Annotated in this window: 17 protein-coding genes; 11 read left to right on the forward strand and 6 right to left on the reverse strand. The window is 36.1% G+C overall.

What is annotated here, in order from left to right; genetic code table 11:
- The first annotated feature begins 210 nt into the window (after positions 1–210).
- Together EZY12_02140 and EZY12_02145 are read left to right on the forward strand one after the other, a co-directional pair.
- A complete protein-coding gene (locus EZY12_02140; GenBank protein ID QSX68528.1) occupies positions 211–1,278 on the forward strand; it encodes a DUF262 domain-containing protein in 1,068 nt (355 codons plus the stop codon).
- 10 nt (positions 1,279–1,288) lie between these two features.
- Positions 1,289–2,296 (forward strand): hypothetical protein, encoded by a 1,008-nt coding sequence (locus tag EZY12_02145; GenBank protein ID QSX68529.1) that lies wholly within the window; start codon positions 1,289–1,291, stop codon positions 2,294–2,296.
- Positions 2,297–2,347: 51 nt separating this feature from the next.
- Here the strand turns inward: EZY12_02145 and EZY12_02150 are convergent, their stop codons facing one another.
- Entirely contained in the window at positions 2,348–2,944 is a 597-nt protein-coding gene (locus EZY12_02150; protein QSX68530.1) for a thylakoid membrane photosystem I accumulation factor, read from the reverse strand.
- Between the two features lie 263 nt (positions 2,945–3,207).
- On the opposite strand from EZY12_02150, the gene EZY12_02155 reads away from it, so the two are divergent.
- The 8 genes from EZY12_02155 (at position 3,208) to EZY12_02190 (ending at position 13,581) form a co-directional block, all read left to right on the forward strand.
- Positions 3,208–4,551, forward strand: a complete 1,344-nt coding sequence (locus EZY12_02155) for a Mur ligase family protein (protein ID QSX68531.1) — start codon at positions 3,208–3,210, stop codon at positions 4,549–4,551.
- Between the two features lie 11 nt (positions 4,552–4,562).
- On the forward strand, positions 4,563–4,838 hold the full coding sequence (locus EZY12_02160) for a hypothetical protein (protein ID QSX68532.1): 276 nt from the start codon (positions 4,563–4,565) through the stop codon (positions 4,836–4,838).
- Between the two features lie 344 nt (positions 4,839–5,182).
- Positions 5,183–6,169: a zinc ABC transporter substrate-binding protein gene (locus EZY12_02165; GenBank protein QSX68533.1), complete on the forward strand. Its 987-nt coding sequence runs from the start codon at positions 5,183–5,185 to the stop codon at positions 6,167–6,169.
- A 132-nt stretch (positions 6,170–6,301) separates the two neighbouring features.
- The gene (locus tag EZY12_02170) at positions 6,302–7,381 is read left to right on the forward strand and encodes a trypsin-like peptidase domain-containing protein (protein ID QSX68534.1); all 1,080 of its coding nucleotides are present in this window, start codon (positions 6,302–6,304) and stop codon (positions 7,379–7,381) included.
- 129 nt (positions 7,382–7,510) lie between these two features.
- Entirely contained in the window at positions 7,511–8,065 is a 555-nt protein-coding gene (locus EZY12_02175; GenBank protein QSX68535.1) for a COP23 domain-containing protein, read from the forward strand.
- Between the two features lie 406 nt (positions 8,066–8,471).
- Positions 8,472–12,482: a tetratricopeptide repeat protein gene (locus tag EZY12_02180; protein QSX68536.1), complete on the forward strand. Its 4,011-nt coding sequence runs from the start codon at positions 8,472–8,474 to the stop codon at positions 12,480–12,482.
- Between the two features lie 488 nt (positions 12,483–12,970).
- The gene (locus EZY12_02185) at positions 12,971–13,192 is read left to right on the forward strand and encodes a hypothetical protein (GenBank protein QSX68537.1); all 222 of its coding nucleotides are present in this window, start codon (positions 12,971–12,973) and stop codon (positions 13,190–13,192) included.
- Complete coding sequence (locus EZY12_02190; GenBank protein ID QSX68538.1) at positions 13,189–13,581, forward strand: type II toxin-antitoxin system VapC family toxin; 393 nt, start codon at positions 13,189–13,191, stop codon at positions 13,579–13,581. Before EZY12_02185 ends, EZY12_02190 begins: the two co-directional genes overlap by 4 nt.
- A gap of 210 nt (positions 13,582–13,791) precedes the next feature.
- On the opposite strand, the gene EZY12_02195 is transcribed toward EZY12_02190, so the two are convergent.
- The 5 genes from EZY12_02195 to EZY12_02215 all read right to left on the reverse strand — a co-directional run bounded on the left by EZY12_02195 (position 13,792) and on the right by EZY12_02215 (position 18,999).
- Complete coding sequence (locus EZY12_02195; GenBank protein QSX68539.1) at positions 13,792–15,234, reverse strand: phosphoglucomutase/phosphomannomutase family protein; 1,443 nt, start codon at positions 15,232–15,234, stop codon at positions 13,792–13,794.
- A 69-nt stretch (positions 15,235–15,303) separates the two neighbouring features.
- Complete coding sequence (locus tag EZY12_02200) at positions 15,304–15,954, reverse strand: phosphoribosylglycinamide formyltransferase (GenBank protein QSX68540.1); 651 nt, start codon at positions 15,952–15,954, stop codon at positions 15,304–15,306.
- 656 nt (positions 15,955–16,610) lie between these two features.
- Positions 16,611–17,390 carry an ABC transporter permease subunit gene (locus EZY12_02205; GenBank protein QSX68541.1) on the reverse strand — a complete coding sequence of 260 codons (780 nt, stop codon included), beginning with the start codon at positions 17,388–17,390 and terminating at the stop codon, positions 16,611–16,613.
- Between the two features lie 20 nt (positions 17,391–17,410).
- Positions 17,411–18,421 (reverse strand): DUF5357 domain-containing protein, encoded by a 1,011-nt coding sequence (locus EZY12_02210; protein QSX68542.1) that lies wholly within the window; start codon positions 18,419–18,421, stop codon positions 17,411–17,413.
- Positions 18,422–18,462: 41 nt separating this feature from the next.
- On the reverse strand, positions 18,463–18,999 hold the full coding sequence (locus EZY12_02215; GenBank protein ID QSX68543.1) for a filament integrity protein fraC: 537 nt from the start codon (positions 18,997–18,999) through the stop codon (positions 18,463–18,465).
- A gap of 465 nt (positions 19,000–19,464) precedes the next feature.
- Here EZY12_02215 and EZY12_02220 point away from each other — a divergent pair, with 465 nt between their 5' ends.
- The gene (locus tag EZY12_02220; GenBank protein ID QSX68544.1) at positions 19,465–20,601 is read left to right on the forward strand and encodes a cob(I)yrinic acid a,c-diamide adenosyltransferase; all 1,137 of its coding nucleotides are present in this window, start codon (positions 19,465–19,467) and stop codon (positions 20,599–20,601) included.
- Positions 20,602–20,672 lie beyond the last annotated feature (71 nt).

Below are 20,672 nucleotides of genomic sequence, written 5' to 3' on the forward strand. Positions count from 1 at the left end.
GTGTCTTACGGAGAAAGTTAGTGATTAGATGAATATTCTTGCAACCAACTTTAATCATTAGGGTAACACCCCTGATTAAGTTTTACAGCTATGATGCAGGACTTTCCGCTAGGTTGGAGAAGTTGTCAGCACTACAAGCAGTGTACTATAACTTCTAATGATATAATTATATAATGATTTTAATATCCAAATTTTTTATTAAATAAGCCTATGAACAGGACAATTAATTTTCAAACTATTTCTTGGTTTTGGGATCTCCATACAAGAAAACTCATTGAACTTGATCCACCTTATCAAAGACGTAGTGTTTGGAATCAAGATTATAAAGACTACTTTATTGACACAGTGCTTAATGGTTATCCTGCACCTGCCATATTTATATATCAAGAGATTACACCTGAAGGAGTATCTAAAATTAGTATAGTTGATGGCAAGCAGAGATTATCTACTTTATTTGAATTCGCTAATAATGAATTTCCTGTATATGAAAAAGCTACAATTGCAAGATTGCGTGGTAAATATTTCAAGGATTTAGATATTGAAGCTAAACAGAATTTCTGGAAATATCAGTTCGCTATTGAATATTTACCATCATCTGATGAGAAAATTATTGGTAATATATTTGACCGGATTAATCGCAATATAATTAAGCTGACTTCTCAAGAACTTCGCCATGCCAAGTTTAATGGAGTTTTTATTACTGCTGTAGAAGATTTAACTATATGGATGTTTGAATATTTAGGGGGCAATTTTCCGAATATTGATCAAAGAACAAAAAAGCAAATGAAAGATGTAGAAATAGTTGCACAACTATTACTTTTTCTAGAAGAAGGCGTGAGGGCTTATAGTCAAGAATATCTTGATAAATCATTTAGTGAAAGAGATATTAATTGGGAATCTCAAGAAGAAGTTGAAAACGAATTTCGTCATACTATTGAATCCATTAAAGAAATATTAGAATTCTCACAAGATATAAATTTATCCAAAACTAGATTAAAAAATCAAGCCGATTTTTATTCTTTATTTGGCGCTGTTGCTGAGTTAAATCGTGAAAATACACTTAATGCAAGTGCAGAGATTGGAGAGAGAATCAAGAAATTTTTAGAAGTAATAGAAGATGAAAAAATCAGAAACCAAGCTATAGATAGTTTAAATAATTATCAAATCAACGCTCTCGAATATTATAAAGCGGTTAAACAATCATTTACAGATTCAGGTGCAAGAAAAACTAGAATTAGAATTATGAAATCTGTAATTCAGGGAAGTTTTAATTTATAAAATTCAATATATGATCTATCCCTCTATATTAGAGCGCAAATATAATGAATATCTACCTTTTGTGAGAGTAGTTGCTGAAAGGGTAAAATCCACCTTAATAAACTTCTGTGAAAGCAAAGGATATGCTTTTTCGTCACGGATTAAAAGTATTGAATCTCTAGCGGAGAAAATTGAAACAGGCAGATTTAAAAGCTGGTCAGATTTAGATGATTTATTTGCTTGCACAATTATCATACCGACATTATTACATGAAGAAGACGTGATAACATTTTGTCAAGATGTTTTTGAGATTAAACCTAAACCACGCATAATTAAACGAGGACAACATAAAAAATCTCCTGATACTTTTAAATTTGACTCAACAAGAATTTATACTCAACTAAAAAAAGAAGATAACATAGATTTAAACAATCAATTAAATATTTATAATATTACCTTTGAAATTCAGGTTAAAAGTGCTTTTGAACACGCTTGGGCAGTTTCAACTCATGATTTAGTATATAAAAGTCCTGAGATTGATTGGAAAAGATTACGTTTAGCAGCACAAATTAAAGCTAATGTTGAACAACTGGATACTCTAATTCTGGCGTTTGAACAAACCTCTGCTATTATCAAAGAAAATGATTATCCTGAAATAAAAATCAAAAATAAATTAGCGCGTGAGATTAAAAATTTGTTTGAAACAGATAAACTTCCTGATGAACTAAAACCAAAAGATATGAACCGTTTTTGTGATAATTTATATCGTCTTTTAGCTGCTAGAGATCCGGAAATAAATAACCAAGAAATTCAAAAAATTATTAATGTTATTAAAACAGAAATTCAAGCAACATCATTTGCACAAATTCCTCGAAGTATTTCCTTATTTCAATATTTTTTGGCTATTTTAATACGCAATCAAATTATTGAATTTCCTATAAAAAAATATTATTACCATATAACAGAAGAAGTGACTACTCTCTACCCTAATACAAACATAGATAATAATTCTATTTTCCTTTATAGCAATGATATTTAAGTAACTTTTGGCTATTAGCCCAGAAATTAATTTCCGGGCTAGTAAGAAAGTTTATTGATCTTCTAACTGACTACTGAATTCTCTAGGAGAACGTCGTTTTAACTCAACTGACTCAGTACGCGGTAATAAGTCAAATACTTCTCTCAATTTGTTGTCTATTTCCTCAAAAGGTACTTGACCTTTTTTATTGAAAACTACCTTACCTGATTGGTCAAAAATCACAACTTGAGGAACACTTCCTCCATAATAATATCCTGGTTCTGTGGGTTGATAGGTGGTTTTGTCAGCTAAAATAGTATCAACGCTGATAGGAATGATTTCTGTTGCGCGGCCATAGAATGCTTGCATCTCCGAAACAACCGGCGCATATTGTTTGCAATCGCTACTATCATCAGTGTAGAATGTCATTATTACTGGTTTATGTTCTGCTAATGTCTGCGCTAATGTTTCTTTAGAAGGAACTAGGGAACCATTACCAGCATAAATTACAAAAATATTGCCATCATATCTGTCATCTTTAATACCTGCTAATGCTGGCTGCATAGTAATTAAGAATAGGCAAACAAGCAGCACTAAGCATTTCGCCACTAACCGGCGACCATTAGTAATTATTTGAGTTTGTAAAAAAAGCCACTTTATGTTATTCATTAACAGAAACCTTGTCTTTGCTACTATTTTTCCTAAGTTTGTGCTGAACTGATGTTAACTGGTTGGATAATAATCACGCGCACGCACTATTTTTTAAGATACCCTTTACATGGTAGTTTCTGGAAAAAATTATTTTTTAGTGAATAATGTGGAGACTTTTCATGTAACTTCTCCACTAGAGATGTCTTTTTGATGCTATCTTCTCTAATTAGTTAAACTTGCAGGTTGAAATTCTTTTTGCAATTATAGGTTATTCATAAATCATGACTGTGGCTAAGAAAATAAAAGTTATAGATAGACTCCGCTTGGGTTTTGCAGTATCAATGGCAAAAAGTGTCACCTTTGTGGTGAGGTCACTGCGTCTTGGTGCTGCTAGTGTCTTACCAGGTGCAATTGCGCGACGGATAGAACCGCGAATTTTGGAGTTATTGAGTCAGCAAGTGCAGAATGGGGTAATTCTCATTGCGGGGACGAATGGGAAGACGACTACTGCTTTACTATTATCCACTATTTTAGAACGGCAGGGTTTCCGTGTTGCCCATAATTCTACAGGTGCAAATCTGGAAAATGGGTTAGCAACGGCTTTGATAGATAATGCGAATCTGTTAGGAAACCTGAATGTAGATTATGCAATTTTGGAAGTTGATGAAAATATAGTTCCCAAGGTTTTAAAACCGCTACAACCTCGAATTATTCTTTGTTTAAATCTGTTCCGTGACCAGTTGGATAGATATGGGGAAGTGGATAGTATTAGTAAGCGGTGGACTAAGGTGATTGCTACTTTACCCGCAACAACTGTAGTTATTCCCAATGCTGATGATCCGACTTTATCCTATTTGGGTCAACAGTTACCCCAAAAGGTTTTATTCTTTGGTTTAAATGAACCTGAAAATTATTTAGAAGCTATTCCTCATGCTGTGGATTCTATTTATTGTCCTAGCTGTGGTCATGCTTTAGATTATCAAGGGGTTTATTTGTCCCATTTGGGAGATTTTACTTGTCCTAGTTGTGGTTTTACTAAAAGTCAACCCGCATTATTAAGCCAGGAATGGTCACAAATTCTTGTGGGTTTGTACAACAAATATAATACTTTAGCCGCAGCCACAGCAGCAAAAGAATTAGGAGTTGATGAAGTTAGTATTAGAGATGGAATTAATAATTTCCAAGCTGCTTTTGGTCGTGCAGAAGATTTGGTAATTGATGGTAAACGGGTAAGAATTTTATTATCAAAAAACCCTGTAGGAACAAATGAAACTATTCGCGTCGTCACTCAAAGTACCGATAAAACTACTTTATTGGTGTTGAATGATAGAACCCCAGATGGTACTGACGTATCATGGATTTGGGATGTGGATACAGAAAAGTTGGTAGCACGGGGTGGAACGTTGATTGTCAGTGGCGATCGCGTGTATGATATGGCTTTACGTCTACGTTATAGTCAGGAGTCTCTGGACAGTGACATCAATCTGATTGTAGAGTCAAATTTGCAGCAAGCGATCGCTACTGCTCTAGAGCATACACCAGCGAATGAAACCTTACACATTCTCCCCACCTATTCAGCCATGCTAGAAGTGCGAGAAGTATTAACTGGTAGGAAAATCCTCTAACAACTAACATTATGAAAATAGTCAAACTGATTTTGCTTGCTTTTCCTGTGTTTTTAGCATCTCTGTTATTGGTAGTTAACCCAGCACAGGCTTCCAGATTGAAAGCTACACCAGCTGTACAAATGATTGTGGTGACATCTACTCAAGCAAATCGTGATATAGCTACACCGCAAATAAATAGCATTACACATTCTGTGATAGAACAAACTGGTTGCAGTTGCACTAATTGCGTTCAAGCTAATCTACATAAATTACAAGGTAAGTTACCTATGGCTGGGATTTTCTAAATTAGAATAATAAATTTTTTAAAAGCAAATCTGGCGACTGGAAGTCACGACTACACAGACAAAACCCACCTCCGTGGGTTAAGAACAAGTAGTTTTTCTTAGTCCACGCAGGTGGACTTTGTTTGTGTAGTTGCGGTTTCTAACCGCCTCAAAATTAAAAAGCAAATCTGGCGACTGGAAGTCACGACTATACAGACAAAACCCACCTCCGTGGGTTAAGAATAAGTAGTTTTTCTTAGTCCACGCAGGTGGACTTTGTTTGTGTAGTTGCGGTTTCTAACCGCCTCAAAATTAAAAAGTTTAAATTCTGGAGTTTTTAATATATTTAAAAATTACAATACATTATGTTAGAGAAAAAACTATCTACACATTTATTAAAAACTACTATTTTAGGTTTAATATTGGGTTTGTTTGGATGTGGGAATAAAACTACTAATACCACCAATAGGAATATTAATAATAATTTACCCTTAGTAGTAGCAACTAATAGCGTAATTTGCGATTTAACAAAACAAGTTGCTGGAGATACAATTAATCTGATTTGTTTAATTCCTCCTGGGATAAATCCTATAAATTATAAACCCATTCCAGAAGATAATCAAGCCATTAAAAATGCTAATTTAGTATTATATCATGGTTATAATTTTGAACCAGGTTTAATTAAAATTATTGAAGAGATTAAAAAACCTAAATTAAGAATTGCCGTTGCTAAAACTATGGGTGTAAATTCCATCCAAATCAGAAAAAATGGTAAGCAAATTATTGAACCTCATGTTTGGCATAATCCTATTAATACTATCAAAATGGTAGAAATAATTAATAGTAGTTTAGTTAAATTAGCACCAGAAAATAAAAATATCTATAATAAAAATACCAAAAAAGTAACTAAAGAAATCAATCAAATCAATAGTTGGATTAAAAGCAGATTAGCTAGTATTCCCGATAAAAATCGAAACTTAGTGACAACAAATTCAGCAATGATTTATTATGTCAAAGCTTATGATATTGCCTATTCAGTCAATTTAGGTAATGTCAAAAATATAGGAAAATTGACAGATACAAAAGTCGAAAATTTGGCTAGAGATATTCAAAAAGCTCAAGTACCAACAATTTTTGCAGATACAAATACCAATTCTAATTTACTCGCACCTGTAGCGACAGCAGCGAAAGTAAAGGTTTCTCAAAGACCACTTTATATTAACGGACTAGGTGAACCAGGAAGTGACGGAGAAACCTATCAAAAAATGATGACTGCTAATACAAGGATAATTGTAGAAGGATTGGGAGGAACATATTTGAAATTTGAGCCGAAAAATCCTCGAAATAAATAGCTACTGGATTTCCATAGAAACAAAATATTTGCTACTTACGTCTAATCACTAAGCTGCTGTCACAAGCAATGCTACGCTTGAAATATATACAGCATTGGATTGGGTGTAAAGTTACCAGGGAACACAACTAATATGAAGCATCTATCGTACCGATATGGTATTTTAACGCTGTTTTCTATATGTACCCTCACGGGTGTGACTAGCAATAATCAGGTTTTAGCATTAACGGCTGAGGAAGAAGCGAATCGAACTTGCACCAAAGGGAGTGCTGCTGTTGTCACAGTTAAAAATGGGAATGGACATGGTAGCGGATTTTTGGTCAGTCAGGATGGTTTAATTATTACCAACGCTCATGTGGTTGATGGTGGTCCTAGCGTTGTCACTGTGGTGTTTCGGGATGGTAAGCAAGTACCCGCAGATGTGATAGGTTTTGCGAGGGGTGGCGTGGATTTAGCAGCCTTAAAAATCCAAAATCGCAAAAATTTACCACATCTGAATTTAGCTCGTCCTGGGACAGCAAAAGTGGGTTATCGAGTATTTGCTATTGGTAGTCCACTTGAGGCTGATAACCGTGATACCTGCACTCAAGGAAATATTAGCCGCATTCGTCCAGATGGAATTATTCAACATACTGCAACTTTGAATCCTGGAAACTCTGGAGGACCTTTATTAAACACTAAAGGAGAAGTTATTGGTGTGAATACCTGGGGAGGAAAATCTGAAGTTGTCGGTCCTGAAGGTAACTTTGTTGGTTATGTAAACGGTGGAACTGGTATTAACCTTTCTCAACCAGGAAAAAAAGTCGAATCTTTTTTAGCAGATATCCGAAAACAAAAAGTCTCTCCCGTATCAACTTTAGATAAACCAAAAGAAAAATCTGTAGAAACTATTGCACTTGATGGTCAGGTAATTAATGGTAGTTTAAATGGCAGTCCTGATGGTTATATATTTTCAGGTCAAGCAGGTCAAAAAGTTGTAATTGAGATGAATAGTCAGAAGATTAATCCATTTTTAACTTTGTCTCAAGTGATAGAATCTGCTAATGGAAAAGAGTTAGAAAAAATTGCTGAAAATGATGACAAAGGAGCAGGTAATTTTAATGCTGAAATTGTCACCACTTTACCAGCAGATGGCATTTATTTGATAGTTGCTAAATCTTCACAAAGGGGGGAAACTGGTAATTATAGCTTACGCGCAACTGTCCAACAGTAGGTTGGGTTGACGAAGGAAACCCAACATTTGTAAACAACGCAGTTAGAACTTTGTTGGGTTTCGCTATCGCTCTACCCAACCTACATTTTGACAATCAATATCAATTTTTTAATCAAGGACTCAAAAATCATGAAATTACAATCATTCTGCACCGCATTGGGATTAACAGCTTTAACATTGAGCGTCAGCACATTTCCTGGCTTTAGTCAAGATAATTCTTCTGCAAATCAACCGACTTTCTTCTGTCAGGAAGTATTTGATTCAGCCAGTGGTGAAAAAATTCCGGCTACAGTTGCTTGGATTCCCGAACGTCAAGCTCATGTCCGGTTTATTGGTTGGAAATCTGAAGCTTTTCCGCAATGGAGTCCTCAAAAACGTTGTCAAGTCGTCTCTGAGAAGTTTCAAAAATTTCATGAAGCAGGCCTTTTGAATTACCTAACAACTGGTAAAAACAAAGGTTTTCCTGTGATTTGTGTTGCGAAAACTAATCAAGAAACTTGCAATGGAAGCAATCAATTGTTTACCCTAAAAAATGGTAGTGATCCTGAATTAGTTTTAAAACAACTTGTTAATATAGCCGTGGGGACAAGTTCAAAAGAAATTCTACAAAGTACAGGAGGTAAAACCTATTTCAATGTGGGTAATTATTTGCAGAATGCACCCGTTGTCAATGTTAGGAAATAGGCGAATAAAATAGCCCTGCTATTTCGTTTTCTACACATTTTTTTCTCTGGTTCTGCTTCTACTATACTTGAGACAGAGCCTCAAAATTGCATTCCCAGCCGGAGTCTGGGAACGAGTCAATTAGTCATTTAGCCGGGGAATAAATTCCCCGTCTTATAGCTAAAGTCGGTTGAAACCGACTGGGAATTCAGGGGAGAGAATTGATTTATAACTGTTCGTATATAAACCTCCACCAATTCTCCAATTCATCACTAAAACCTGATAAAATACCCAACCAACATCTTACAAATTAGTCGGTTTTAACCGACTTTAGCTATCAGACAGGGAATTTATTCCCTGGCTAAATGAACGGCTAAATAAATGGCTAAATTAATAACTACAAATCATCTACCAATCAACAAATACCATGAACCGTAAAGTTGCTATCATTTCCTCCTTATTATTCCTATCTTTCCCTTCATTGACATTAGCAAATCCTCCTCATTTTTTGGCTCAAACAATTACTCCAGCCACCTGCAACATAGAACCAGAAAACGGTGAGACTGGAGAATATTCACCACAACAACTCCAAAATATTGCTAAACAAATTACAGTGAGAGTAATTGGTGATAATAACGGTGGTTCAGGAACAATGTTTGCTAAAAAGGGAAACTCTTATTTAGTTGTAACCAACTCTCATGTACTTCTGGGAGTTAATAAAATGCAAGTTAAAACACCTGACGGTAAAACCTATTCAGCCCAAATTCTTCCTAATACTAATTTTGGTAACTTAGATTTAGCCGTCTTGCAATTCACCTCTAATCAAATATATTGTCTACCTCCAGAAATTGCTAGTTTCGATATTAATAAAGATACAGAAGTTTTAGCCGCCGGATATTCTAGCAGCAAAGGTGAAATAGCTTTTAAAACTGGAAAAGTACAACGAATAATTTATCAACCAAGTTTAAAAGAAGGATATGAAATTGGCTATAGCAGCGATATTGAACAGGGAATGAGTGGCGGTGCAATTATTGATAGTCGAGGCTATCTCCTGGGAATTAATGGTAAAAGTGCTTATCCTGTGTTAAATTCTGGCTATGTTTATGCAGACGGAAAACGCCCCACAGATACAGAAATTAAAGAACTGCGAAAACTGAGTTGGGGAATACCTATCACAACTGTTTTAGCTCAAGTAAAACCAGATATTCTTACTGCTTATGCTTTACCTTTCCCAGAAACTCCACCGATAGTACCAGACCCACCATTAACAGGATGGTTAGGAGATTTAGAACAAAAAGCGAAACAAATTACTGTCAGAATTGATAGCAGTAGCGGGGCTAATGGTTCAGGGGTAATTATTGCTAAGGAAGGGGATATTTACACTGTTTTAACTGCGGCTCATGTTCTCTGTGAAAGGGAAGATGCTACAAAACCCTGTGGAGGATTTAATTATCAAATCCTCGCCGCAAATGGTAAACAATATGCTGTGGAGAAAAGCAGTATTAAATTAGAAGAAGGGGTAGATTTGGCGGTAGTTAAATTTAGAAGTCAGGAAAATTATCAAGTTGCAACTTTGGCAAAGTATCCCACGAAAGATTTTGAATATATGTTTACGGCTGGGTATCCCAAATTAGGAGATAAATCACCTTGGCGGTTCACATTGGGACGGATTTATAGTAAAGAAACAGGACTATTAGTAACTACCCAATCAGACTTTAAAAATAATAGTTTTGGTACATCACAAAGCTCAATTTTCTTAACAGGAGGATATGAATTACTTTATAGTAGTATCACCTTTGGGGGCATGAGTGGGGGACCAGTATTGGACTCCCAAGGGCGGGTAATTGGTATTCATGGCAGAACTGAGGGAGAAGCTGTTATTGATAATAATAGTAGTAGTGGAGGGACAATCCAATTAGGTAATAGTTTAGGTATTCCTGTGAGTACCTTCTTAGCAATAGCAACCCGACTGAATACCCAAGCACAAAAAGTAGAAACGACCCCACCACCAGAACTAAATAAACAAAAGGCTGATTCTATTCAAACAGCAATATTGTCAGTAGATGTTGACAAAAGAAATACTACCGCCGGTCAATGGCTAGAAAGAGGAAATCAACTTTGGCGGTTACGTCGTTATTCAGAAGCAATACAGGCTTTTGAGGAAGCTATTAAGCAGAAACCAAAGTTTATTTACCTAGCTTATTATGGTAAGGGTTTAGCATTAGATAGGAGTAAAAAATATCCAGAGGCTATAGCTGCATTTGATCAAGCAGTGAAATATCAGCCTGATTTTGTTCCAGCTTGGGAATCTCTAGGTATAGCTTATATGAAAATTCAGCAATTCGATAAAGGATTAGTAGCAGTAAATAAAGCGTTTCAACTCCAACCAAAAAGACCTTCGCTATTTATGATGAGGGCGCTATTCTTAACAGTTCTAAAAAGGTATACAGAAGCAGAGGTAGTAATAAATGAACAGATTAAATTCAGTCCTTATCATAGTTACGGTTACATTGTGAGGGGATTGATATACAGTGTCCAAGAAAAATGGGCTTTAGCAAGTAATGATTTGAATAAAGCGGTTGAAATTAACCCTGATAATTATTTAGCTTACAACTTTCGTGGGCTTGTTTACGTTTACCAGAAAAAATGGGAATTAGCCCTGGCTGATTACAACAAAGCTATTGCTATTAATCCTGATGATGCTTTAGGTTACAACTTTCGTGGTGCTGTTTATTATATCCAGAAAAAATGGGAATTAGCCATAGCTGATTACAACAAAGCTATTGCTATTAATCCTGATGATGTTGATACTTACAACCGTCGTGGGCTTGTTTACTATAACCAGAAAAAAGAGGAATTAGCCCTGGCTGATTTCAACAAGGCGATCGCTATTAATCCTGATAATGCTGATGCTTACCTCAACCGTGGGAATATTTACGTTGACCAGAAAAAATGGGAATTAGCCCTGGCTGATTTTAACAAGGCGATCGCTATTAATCCTGATAATGCTGATGCTTACCTCAACCGTGGGCTTGTTTACGATAAGCAGAAAAAATGGGAATTAGCCCTAGCTGATTATAACAAGGCTATTGCTATTAATCCTGATTTTGCTCAAGCTTACTACAATCGCGGGATTCTTTACTATAACCAGAAAAAAGAGGAATTAGCCCTAGCTGATTGGACTAAGGCTATTGCTATTAATCCTGATTTTGCTCAAGCTTACTACAATCGCGGGATTCTTTACTATAACCAGAAAAAAGAGGAATTAGCCCTAGCTGATTATAACAAGGCTATTGCTATTAATCCTGATTTTGCTCAAGCTTACTACAATCGCGGGAATATTTACGTTGACCAGAAAAAATGGGAATTAGCCCTGGCTGATTTTAACAAGGCTATTGCTATTAATCCTAATTATGCTCAAGCTTATAACAGTCGTGCTGGTGTTTATGCTAACCAGAAAAAATGGGAATTAGCCCTAGCTGATTACAACAAGGCTATTGCTATTAATCCTGATTTTGCTCAAGCTTACAACAATCGCGGGAATATTTACGTTGACCAGAAAAAATGGGAATTAGCCCTGGCTGATTTTAACAAGGCTATTGCTATTAATCCTAATTATGCTCAAGCTTATAACCGTCGTGCTGTTGTTTATGCTAACCAGAAAAAATGGGAATTAGCCCTAGCTGATTACAACAAGGCTATTGCTATTAATCCTGATTTTGCTCAAGCTTACAACAATCGCGGGATTGTTTATTATATCCAGAAAAAATGGGAATTAGCCCTGGCTGATTTTAACAAGGCTATTGCTATTAATCCTGATTATGCTTTAGCTTACAACTTTCGCGGGCTTGTTTATGCTAACCAGAAAAAATGGGAATTAGCCCTAGCTGATTACAACAAGGCTATTAATCCTAATTATGCTGAAGCTTACTACAATCGCGGGGTTGTTTACTATGAGCAGAAAAAATTCGATTTAGCATTGGCTGATTACACCAATGCTATCAAAATTAATCCTGATTATGCTGATGCTTACACCGGTCGTGGAGTTGTTTATCATCAAAAAGAAAACTACACAGCCGCAATATCTGATTACAATCAAGCAGTTGCTAAAGATGCCAACAGTGTTGCAGCTATTAACAATATAGGCTGCATAAAATATGAACAGGGAGACATAGAAACAGCGATTAAACAATGGCAACAAGCTATAAAAATTAACAATCAATTTGCCGAACCTATGTTAGCACTTGCTGTTGCTTTATATAATAAAGGCGAACAACAACAGGCTTATCAGTTAGCTGAAACCGCATTAAAATCAGACAAAAACCTTGCCGATACCAACATTCTGAAAAAGAGTCTTTGGGGTAATAAAATGATTGCTGATACTCAGAAATTGCTATCTACTCCCAAGATGAAAACCCTGTTATCACAGTTGCGTTAATACCAATAAACTTCTCAGATCCTAGCTTCTTTTAATTAGTCTAGGATCTTATGGAGATATTTTATGAATCGTTTCTATCTATTCTGCATTTGTAGGGTTAAAGCCAGAACAGCCATTCATTTAGCCATTTATCCGGGGAATAAATTCATCGTCTCATAGCGGAAGTCATTTATCCGAGGAATAAATTCCCCGTCTTATAGTTAAAGTCGGTTAAAACCGACTGGGAATTAAGACGAGGAAATTAATTTATAACCCTTCGTAAATAAATCGCCACAAATTCCCCAATCCATCACCAAAACCTGATAAAATACCCAAACAACATCTTAAAAACTAGTCGGTTTCAACCGACTTGAGCTATTAGACAGGGAATTTATTCCCTGGATAAATGAACTAGCAATTAAGGGAGAAAATTGATTAACAACAAATAGTTGTCAACACAACCAAATAATTGTACAATTTAGATAGAATTGTTTCACAATAGCGCAACCATGGAACAACTAATCATTAAAGTCGCCGATAAAGAAAAAGCACAGATGCTATTAGCAATTATTTCTGCCTTAGATTTTGTCAACTCTGTAGAAGTAATAAAAGATAAGACAACTATATCTGATAATGAGGAAGATTTCTTTTCTTTAGCAGGACTCTGGGAAACTAGAAATATTACTACTGAGTCCATTCGTAAAGAAGCATGGAGAAAAGAAGTTAAATGATTTTATGTGACACAAATATTCTCATAGAATTCTATAAAAACAATTTTCAGATTATCTCTGAGCTTCGTTTTGTGGGACTAAATCAATTAGCAATTAGTACAATTACTCAAGCTGAATTATATTATGGTGCTATTAATAATGTGGAATTGAAGAAAATTAAGAAACATTTACAATTAATTCATATTTTTCCTGTGGATATTACGGTATCTGATCAATTTATTGAATTAATGGAAACATACTCTTTCAGTCATAAACTCAGTATTCCTGATGCTTTCATTGCCTCAACCGCATTAGTTCATAAAATTGATTTATATACTTTAAATGTTAAAGATTTTCGCTTTATTGTCGGGTTAAATTTGCATCAGTCTTCTAGTAACTATTCATCATAATTAGTGATTGAAAAAAAAGTAATTAAGAGAGGAAATTGATTGAAACCCGTTTCTAGATAAATCGCAATAAAGTCCCCAACCCATCACCAAAACCTGATAAAATACCCAAATAACATCTTACAAAATAGCCATTTATCCGGGGAATAAATTCCCCGTCTCATAGTTAAAGTCGGTTAAAACCGACTGGGAATTAAAGTTATCAATTGTCAATTAATTGGATTCAGCCCAATTTTTTGCCCAATTTAGGGTTTTATGAACTTCTTCCACTGTTGCGGCTTCACAATAAAGACGTAAAACAGGTTCAGTGCCGCTAAATCTAATCATTAACCAACTTTGATCAGCCAAACGGAATTTATAACCATCAATTGTTTGACAACCTATTACCGCTTTACCCGCAATTTCTGTCAAAGGTTGGGACTGTAACTGTTGTAATAGTCGCCCTCTGACTTCCATATTCGCTAAAGGTAAATCAATCCGATCATAGGCTGATGAAAAACCAGTTTTTTGTTGTAAATAGCGATAATATTCACCTAAATCCAAACCCGATTCAACCACAGCTTCTAATACGTAAAGTGCCGATAATAAAGCATCGCGTTCGGGAATATGGCTACCATAACCAATCCCACCGGATTCTTCTCCACCGAGTAATACCTGTGTAGTTAACATTCGGTCAGCAATGTATTTATAACCTACTGCCGTTTCATGGATAGAAAGGTTATGTAATGCGGCTACACGGGGCATTAAGTCCGAACCACTCACAGTTTTAACGATTTCGCCCTGAAAGTTCCGCCGGAGGGTGAGATGGTCAATTAAGATGGGAATCAAGATTTGAGAACTGAAGAAATTAGCATCTTGATCTACTGCCGCAATGCGATCGCAATCTCCATCAAATACTAAACCCACAGTTAAACCAGTTTTATTTGTTTCCCTGTGGTCTTTCATGACTGTAAATAGCCGGGAAAGATACTTTGGTAAAGGTTCAGGCGCACCACCTTCAAATAGAGGATCACGGTCGCTATTAATTTCCTTGACTTGTGACCCTAATAATCGTGCTAATCCCCCAGCCGCAGCCCCGTGCATAACATCCACAAATATTGTTAACTTGCCAGAATTAATGACTTCTTTAATTTTGTCAATATCAACTTTAGCCGCTAATGCTTGACAATAACTTGGCCAAGGATCAAAAGTATTTTCCTTACCTGGAGCCGCTGCTGGGGCAACTTTTTCTGATAATAAGGCTTCTATCTCTTGTGTAACTTCTGACGGTACAGAACCACCAAAAGCACTTTTAACTTTTAATCCTAAATATGTACCAGGATTATGACTAGCTGTAACAACTAATGCCCCCAAAGCTTTGAGTTCTTTAGCTGCCCAACTAAAAGCTGGAGTGGGTGCAAAAGTTTCGCTAAACAGAACATCAAAACCCATTGCAGTCACGGCATTAGCAACTACACGGGCAAACTCTTCTGCCATAAATCGGCGGTCATAACCGACAATAATCGTCCGGCTACCCACTTCGGAAAAATAAGTGTTATGTAAGACTTTGGCTGCTACGGTTGCTACTAAGGCCAGGCGTTCAAAGGTAAACTCCTCACCTATTACACCCCTCCAGCCATCTGTACCAAACTTGATTGGATTAGTCACAACTGGCATAAAAATATCCTAAATTTCTAAATCAGGATTCTAGCATTAGTCAGTTGTCAGTTGTCAGTTGTCAGTTGTCTATTTCCTTTGACTCAACAAAGAAATCGCCATTGGTAAAATCCGATGCTCTTGTACTTGAATTCTAGCGTGTAGTGTTTCTGATGTATCATCTGGTAGTACGGGAACAGCAGCTTGGATTAAAATCTCGCCACTGTCAACTTCTAAAGAAACAAGATGTACAGTACAGCCAGTGATTTTGACTTTAGCAACTAAAGCCTGTTCTACAGCTTGCACTCCTTTAAAACTTGGTAATAAGCTGGGATGAATATTAATCATCCGATTAGGAAAAGCGTCAATTAAAACTTGTGTTACTAATCGCATCCATCCCGCCATAATCACGAATTCCACATCATACTGCTGTAATATTTGGACAACCTGACTATCAAATTTTTCCCGATTTTTATAGTCACGATGATTTAACAATACAGCTTCTACACCCCAATTTTCTGCCCTAACTGCTGCCTTAGCTCCAGGATTGTTGTAAATTAAAACTTGAATTTGGGCGTTAATTTTACCGTCGGCAATAGCTTGGGCAATTACTTCAAAATTACTACCATTTCCCGATGCCATAATCCCTAGTTTCAAAGGTTGATTAGATGAAACTTGATAATTATAAATATCAGGAGAAATGAGACTAGCTGGAGTATTTATTAAGGGATTCTGAATCATAAATAATGATTATTTTAACAAAATTGAACCTGATGAACATTTAACTTGTTATAACAGAGGTCAGAAGTAAAAGTTCCTTAATCTAAGGCTTTTAAGATAAATTCTGTATTTCATTCAAACTAATACCACTATAAGATGATTAATCATCTTCATCAAAAAAATCACCCAAATCACAGTTCAGACATTTCATCTTCATCAAAAAAATCACCCAAATCATAGTTCAGACATTTCATCTTCATCAAAAAAATCACCCAAATCATAGTTCAGATATTTCATCTTCATCAAATAAATCACACAAATCACAGTTCAGACATTTCATCTTCATCAAAAAAATCACCCAAATCACAGTTCAGACATTTCATCTTCATCAAATAAATCACACAAATCATAGTTCAGACATTTCATCTTCATCAAATAAATCACCCAAATCACAGTTCAGACATTTCATCTTCATCAAAAAAATCACCCAAATCACAGTTCAGACATTTCATCCTCATCAAAAAAATCACCCAAATCATAGTTCAGACATTTCATCTTCATCAAATAAATCACCCAAATCATAGTTCAGACATTTCATCTTCATCAAATAAATCACCCAAATCATAGTTCAGACATTTCATCTTCATCAAATAAATCACCCAAATCATAGTTCAGAATTAAAATTCTCGTCGTAAGAAAATCAGAATAGCGATCGCTAACAACATAAAACTGTAAAGTAAACCATAACCTGCATTGGCAATTAATGTGATTGTATCGGGTAGTGCTTGTAAAGCATAAACAGCATCATTTTTTAAATCTAATCTGGATAAATCGGGCAATATCAGATATAAACCTTGGGTAATGCGTTCCATACCAGGATTATGACTTAATCTACCCAATGCAACTAAATCTTGAGTAATATTCCCCATTAAATACACAGCAAATGTTAGGGCTGTAGCGATGAGAGAACTGGTAAAAACTCCTAGAGTAATGGCTACGGCAGTAATTAAACATAATTGAAAAAATATGAATAGCGTAGCCAAAAAAATACTGATAACTGGATAGGATACTTTACCAAATTGCAAGAAGCCTAAATAAATTATTGTCATTGCGCTAATTAGGACAGCTATAACTGCTGATAATCCTAAATATTTACTAGCAATAAATTCACTCCGACTGATGGGTTTGGCAATTAATACTAAGATAGTCCGTTTTTCAATTTCCTTGTTAACTAATCCTGTGCCGATAAATATAGCCACAATTAAACCAATGACGTTCATGGTTGCCAAACCAAAGTCTAAAAATATTTTATCAGATGTGGTACTGGCAAATTCAGGAATTGCGCGGAAAGCAATACCGAGGATGATTGCATAAAAACCGATAATGTAGAGGATGCGATCGCGGATCACTTCCTGAAACACATTTTTCGCCATGACAAAAGTTCTAATTACATTCATGGTAATTCCTTATTCCTTCCTTATTGTTGTGGTGGTGGAGAACCAATGATGAATTTACTTGTGCGGTCGCAAGTAAGACGAGCAACAGTGTTTTTATTATCTGTTTGTTTACCAGAGTTAGATGGTTGAATTAGACAAGATTTTTGCCAGTAATATCCTCGAGAATTGGCACTTGGTCCGCCCCAAATTGTCAAAATATCCAGCTTATATCCAGACTTGATATTTACTACACGGGGTTCAACTCGCCATAATAGTCTTTCTTGAGATTTACCCAAATTACTATTAATCGTTTTTCTCCCCAAGTTGCCTAGTTGCTGATTAGCTTCTAGTAACCATTTTTCTACATCTGCCCAAGGTTTGTTGGCAATTTGTTGATTAACTAGGGGTTGCAATTTATTTAAGATCAAATCACCAGTTTTTGGCTTTTTTGTTGGTGGTTCTAATCTAATGACAAAAGCACTTTTATTAAAATTGTCTGCTCGTAAACTAGGATATTCTTTTAACCATTGATCTATAACGAAGTAAAACTGAAGCCAACAACTAATTAGCATACACCAAGCTAATAAAACTACAACTTTTTGACGATCTTGTAATTTAGGAAGTTTTGCCTTTGCGGATCTTCCACCTGTGCCTTCAAAGAAGTTAGGTATGGCTGTAACGATAGCCGCTATAGTCGGCCAAATAACTATGGTATTAGATGTTAATCCACTTTCCTGATTTCCCAAGGCAAAGACGCTTACTAAAAAGCCCGTTATTACTGCCCCAACAGGCATAAAAGTTCCTGGAACTCTCAAAGGATCATCAGTAGTATACCAAGCTGTTCCTGCTAACAAAAACAACCAACCGCAAAAGGCAATAATATCCCTGATATATCCTAGGGCAAAATATGATATTCCCCAAGAAAAAACACTCAAGTAAATTAATGTCTGCCATGAGTATGCTTTGGCTGGGGTCAGAAATTTTTGAACTCCTGCAAATAAATCCTGAGTATATTTAAATATGCCAAATACTTCTTTAAATAATGAATTCATGGGATTACCTCTAATTAATAAAGTGATGAATATTGATCATTTTACCGAGAGCGAATTATTATAATGAAAGTGATGGCACTGTAACTGAGTGAATTCGCTATTAACGTTGCAGTTATTAAATTAGTATTTTGCAACTTAGCCATATTCATGTAACTGGTTCTTTGTTGTGGAGAAACAATTTCTGTTTCTGATTTTTTTCCTCCTTCATCCATAAAAATTATGAGGATCTTCAGTAATAAAAACTTGACTGAAAAAGTCGCTAGGAAAATAGCAAATGATAATCCAATTATCGTTGTGTTAATGCTGGGATCTTGCAGTTTATTAAAAAATACATAATTGATCAATTCTGCTTTGAGAGCAATAGGTAACTTAGGTTCGGCTGCGAAAAACACAATCCAGCCAATTACACTAGAAAAAACGTTTAAAGCAATGGCGTAAAAAATACTGGTTCTTTTATCAAACTTCAGCCATTTATTGAGAACATAAGCTTCTACGGGAATAGCAGTGAGTAAGAATAATAGTTCAAAAAATATCGCCCCAATGGGCAAAATTATGGGTAGTGATAATTCATCAGACATAATGGTTACAACAAGGAGATTAGTAATTCGTAATTTGTTGTTTATTTTCAACTACTGATTTTTGATAGCGAGGCGCTGCCGTAAGCAGTTCAGGTAGTCCGCTCAGGGGATACTGGGGATTAGGTTTTTTGACTTAGAGACTTCCAAATAAAAAAATGTCCCAAAATTTCTTGTGGTGCAGGCATCTGGTCCTCTAATAATCTCAGGACGGGCAGGATGCCCATCCCACAATATTGGGTAATTTATTTTTTGGAGTTCTCTTAGTTGTACAGAGTATAACTGAAAAAATACGGATAATCGGCAATTATCTCATGCTTCTAGCATTTATGATCTGTGTGCGCCAAGATATTTAAATTAATTTTATTAATACATCCATCAAGCTTTAATACGTAAAGATAAAACCGTACATCCTAGACTCTAGTTTCGTTAAGATAAAGAATTGCCACTTTATAGCTTTTCAATCTTATGACAAGGAACGGTATCGGTATTCGCACAGCACAAGTGCGTTCTGAGCGGCTTACGGGTCAAATTCACGTCTATGATGGTATTGGGAAAGGGAAATCCCAAGCGGCTTTAGGGGTGGTTTTGCGCTCGATTGGGTTGGGAATCAATACACCTAGTGATTCTAGCCGCGTTTTATTGCTGCGGTTTTTGAAAGGACCAGAACGGGATTATGATGAAGATGGAGCGATTACGGCTTTACAGCGCGGGTTTCCCCATTTGATTGATCAGGTTCGCACAGGGAGAGCCGAATTTTTTGGCCATGATCAAATTACAGTTTTTGATAGAACAGAAGCTACACGGGGTTGGGATGTGGCTAAAGGTGCGATCGCTTCGGGGTTATATTCAGTAGTTGTTCTAGATGAAATTAACCCGGTTTTGGATTTGGGTTTGCTATCAGTAGATGAAGTAGTAAACACTTTAAAATCTAAACCCCAGGAATTGGAAATCATCACAACCGGACGCGCTGCACCGCCACAATTATTAGATATTGCGGATTTGCATTCAGAAATGAAACCCCACCACCACCCGATGGCCGCAGAACTTTTTATTGAAGGGATTGAAATTTATACGGGTGCAGGTAAGGGTAAATCTACTAGTGCTTTAGGTAAGGCTTTGCAAGCTATTGGCAGAGGTATTAATCATCCTGGTTCTACCCGTGTATTAATTATGCAGTGGCTCAAAGGTGGTAGTGGTTATACTGAAGATGCAGCGATCGCCGCTTTGCAGCAATCCTATCCAGAAGTGGTTGATCATCAACGTTGTGGACGTGATGCTATTGTGTGGCGGAATTGTCGCCAAGATTTAGACTATATAGAAGCGGAGAGAGGTTGGGAAATTGCCAAAATTGCGATCGCTTCTGGTGTGTATAAAACGATTATTCTCGATGAACTCAATCCCACGGTTGATTTAGAATTGCTACCTGTTGATCCAATTGTTCAAGCCTTACTAAGGAAACCTCGTGATACGGAAGTTATTATCACAGGCCGCTGTCAAAACCAGCCCGCTTATTTTGATTTGGCTAGTATTCACTCTGAGGTTTACTGTCATAAACACTATGCAAATCAAGGTGTAGAACTAAAACGAGGAGTAGATTTTTAAATTAATCCTATATTGCGATGGCTTTACCTATAGAAAGCATCGCACTCCTCACTATAAGCGATATCTTCAAT

Source organism: Dolichospermum sp. DET69, from assembly GCA_017355425.1.
GTDB lineage: Bacteria > Cyanobacteriota > Cyanobacteriia > Cyanobacteriales > Nostocaceae > Dolichospermum.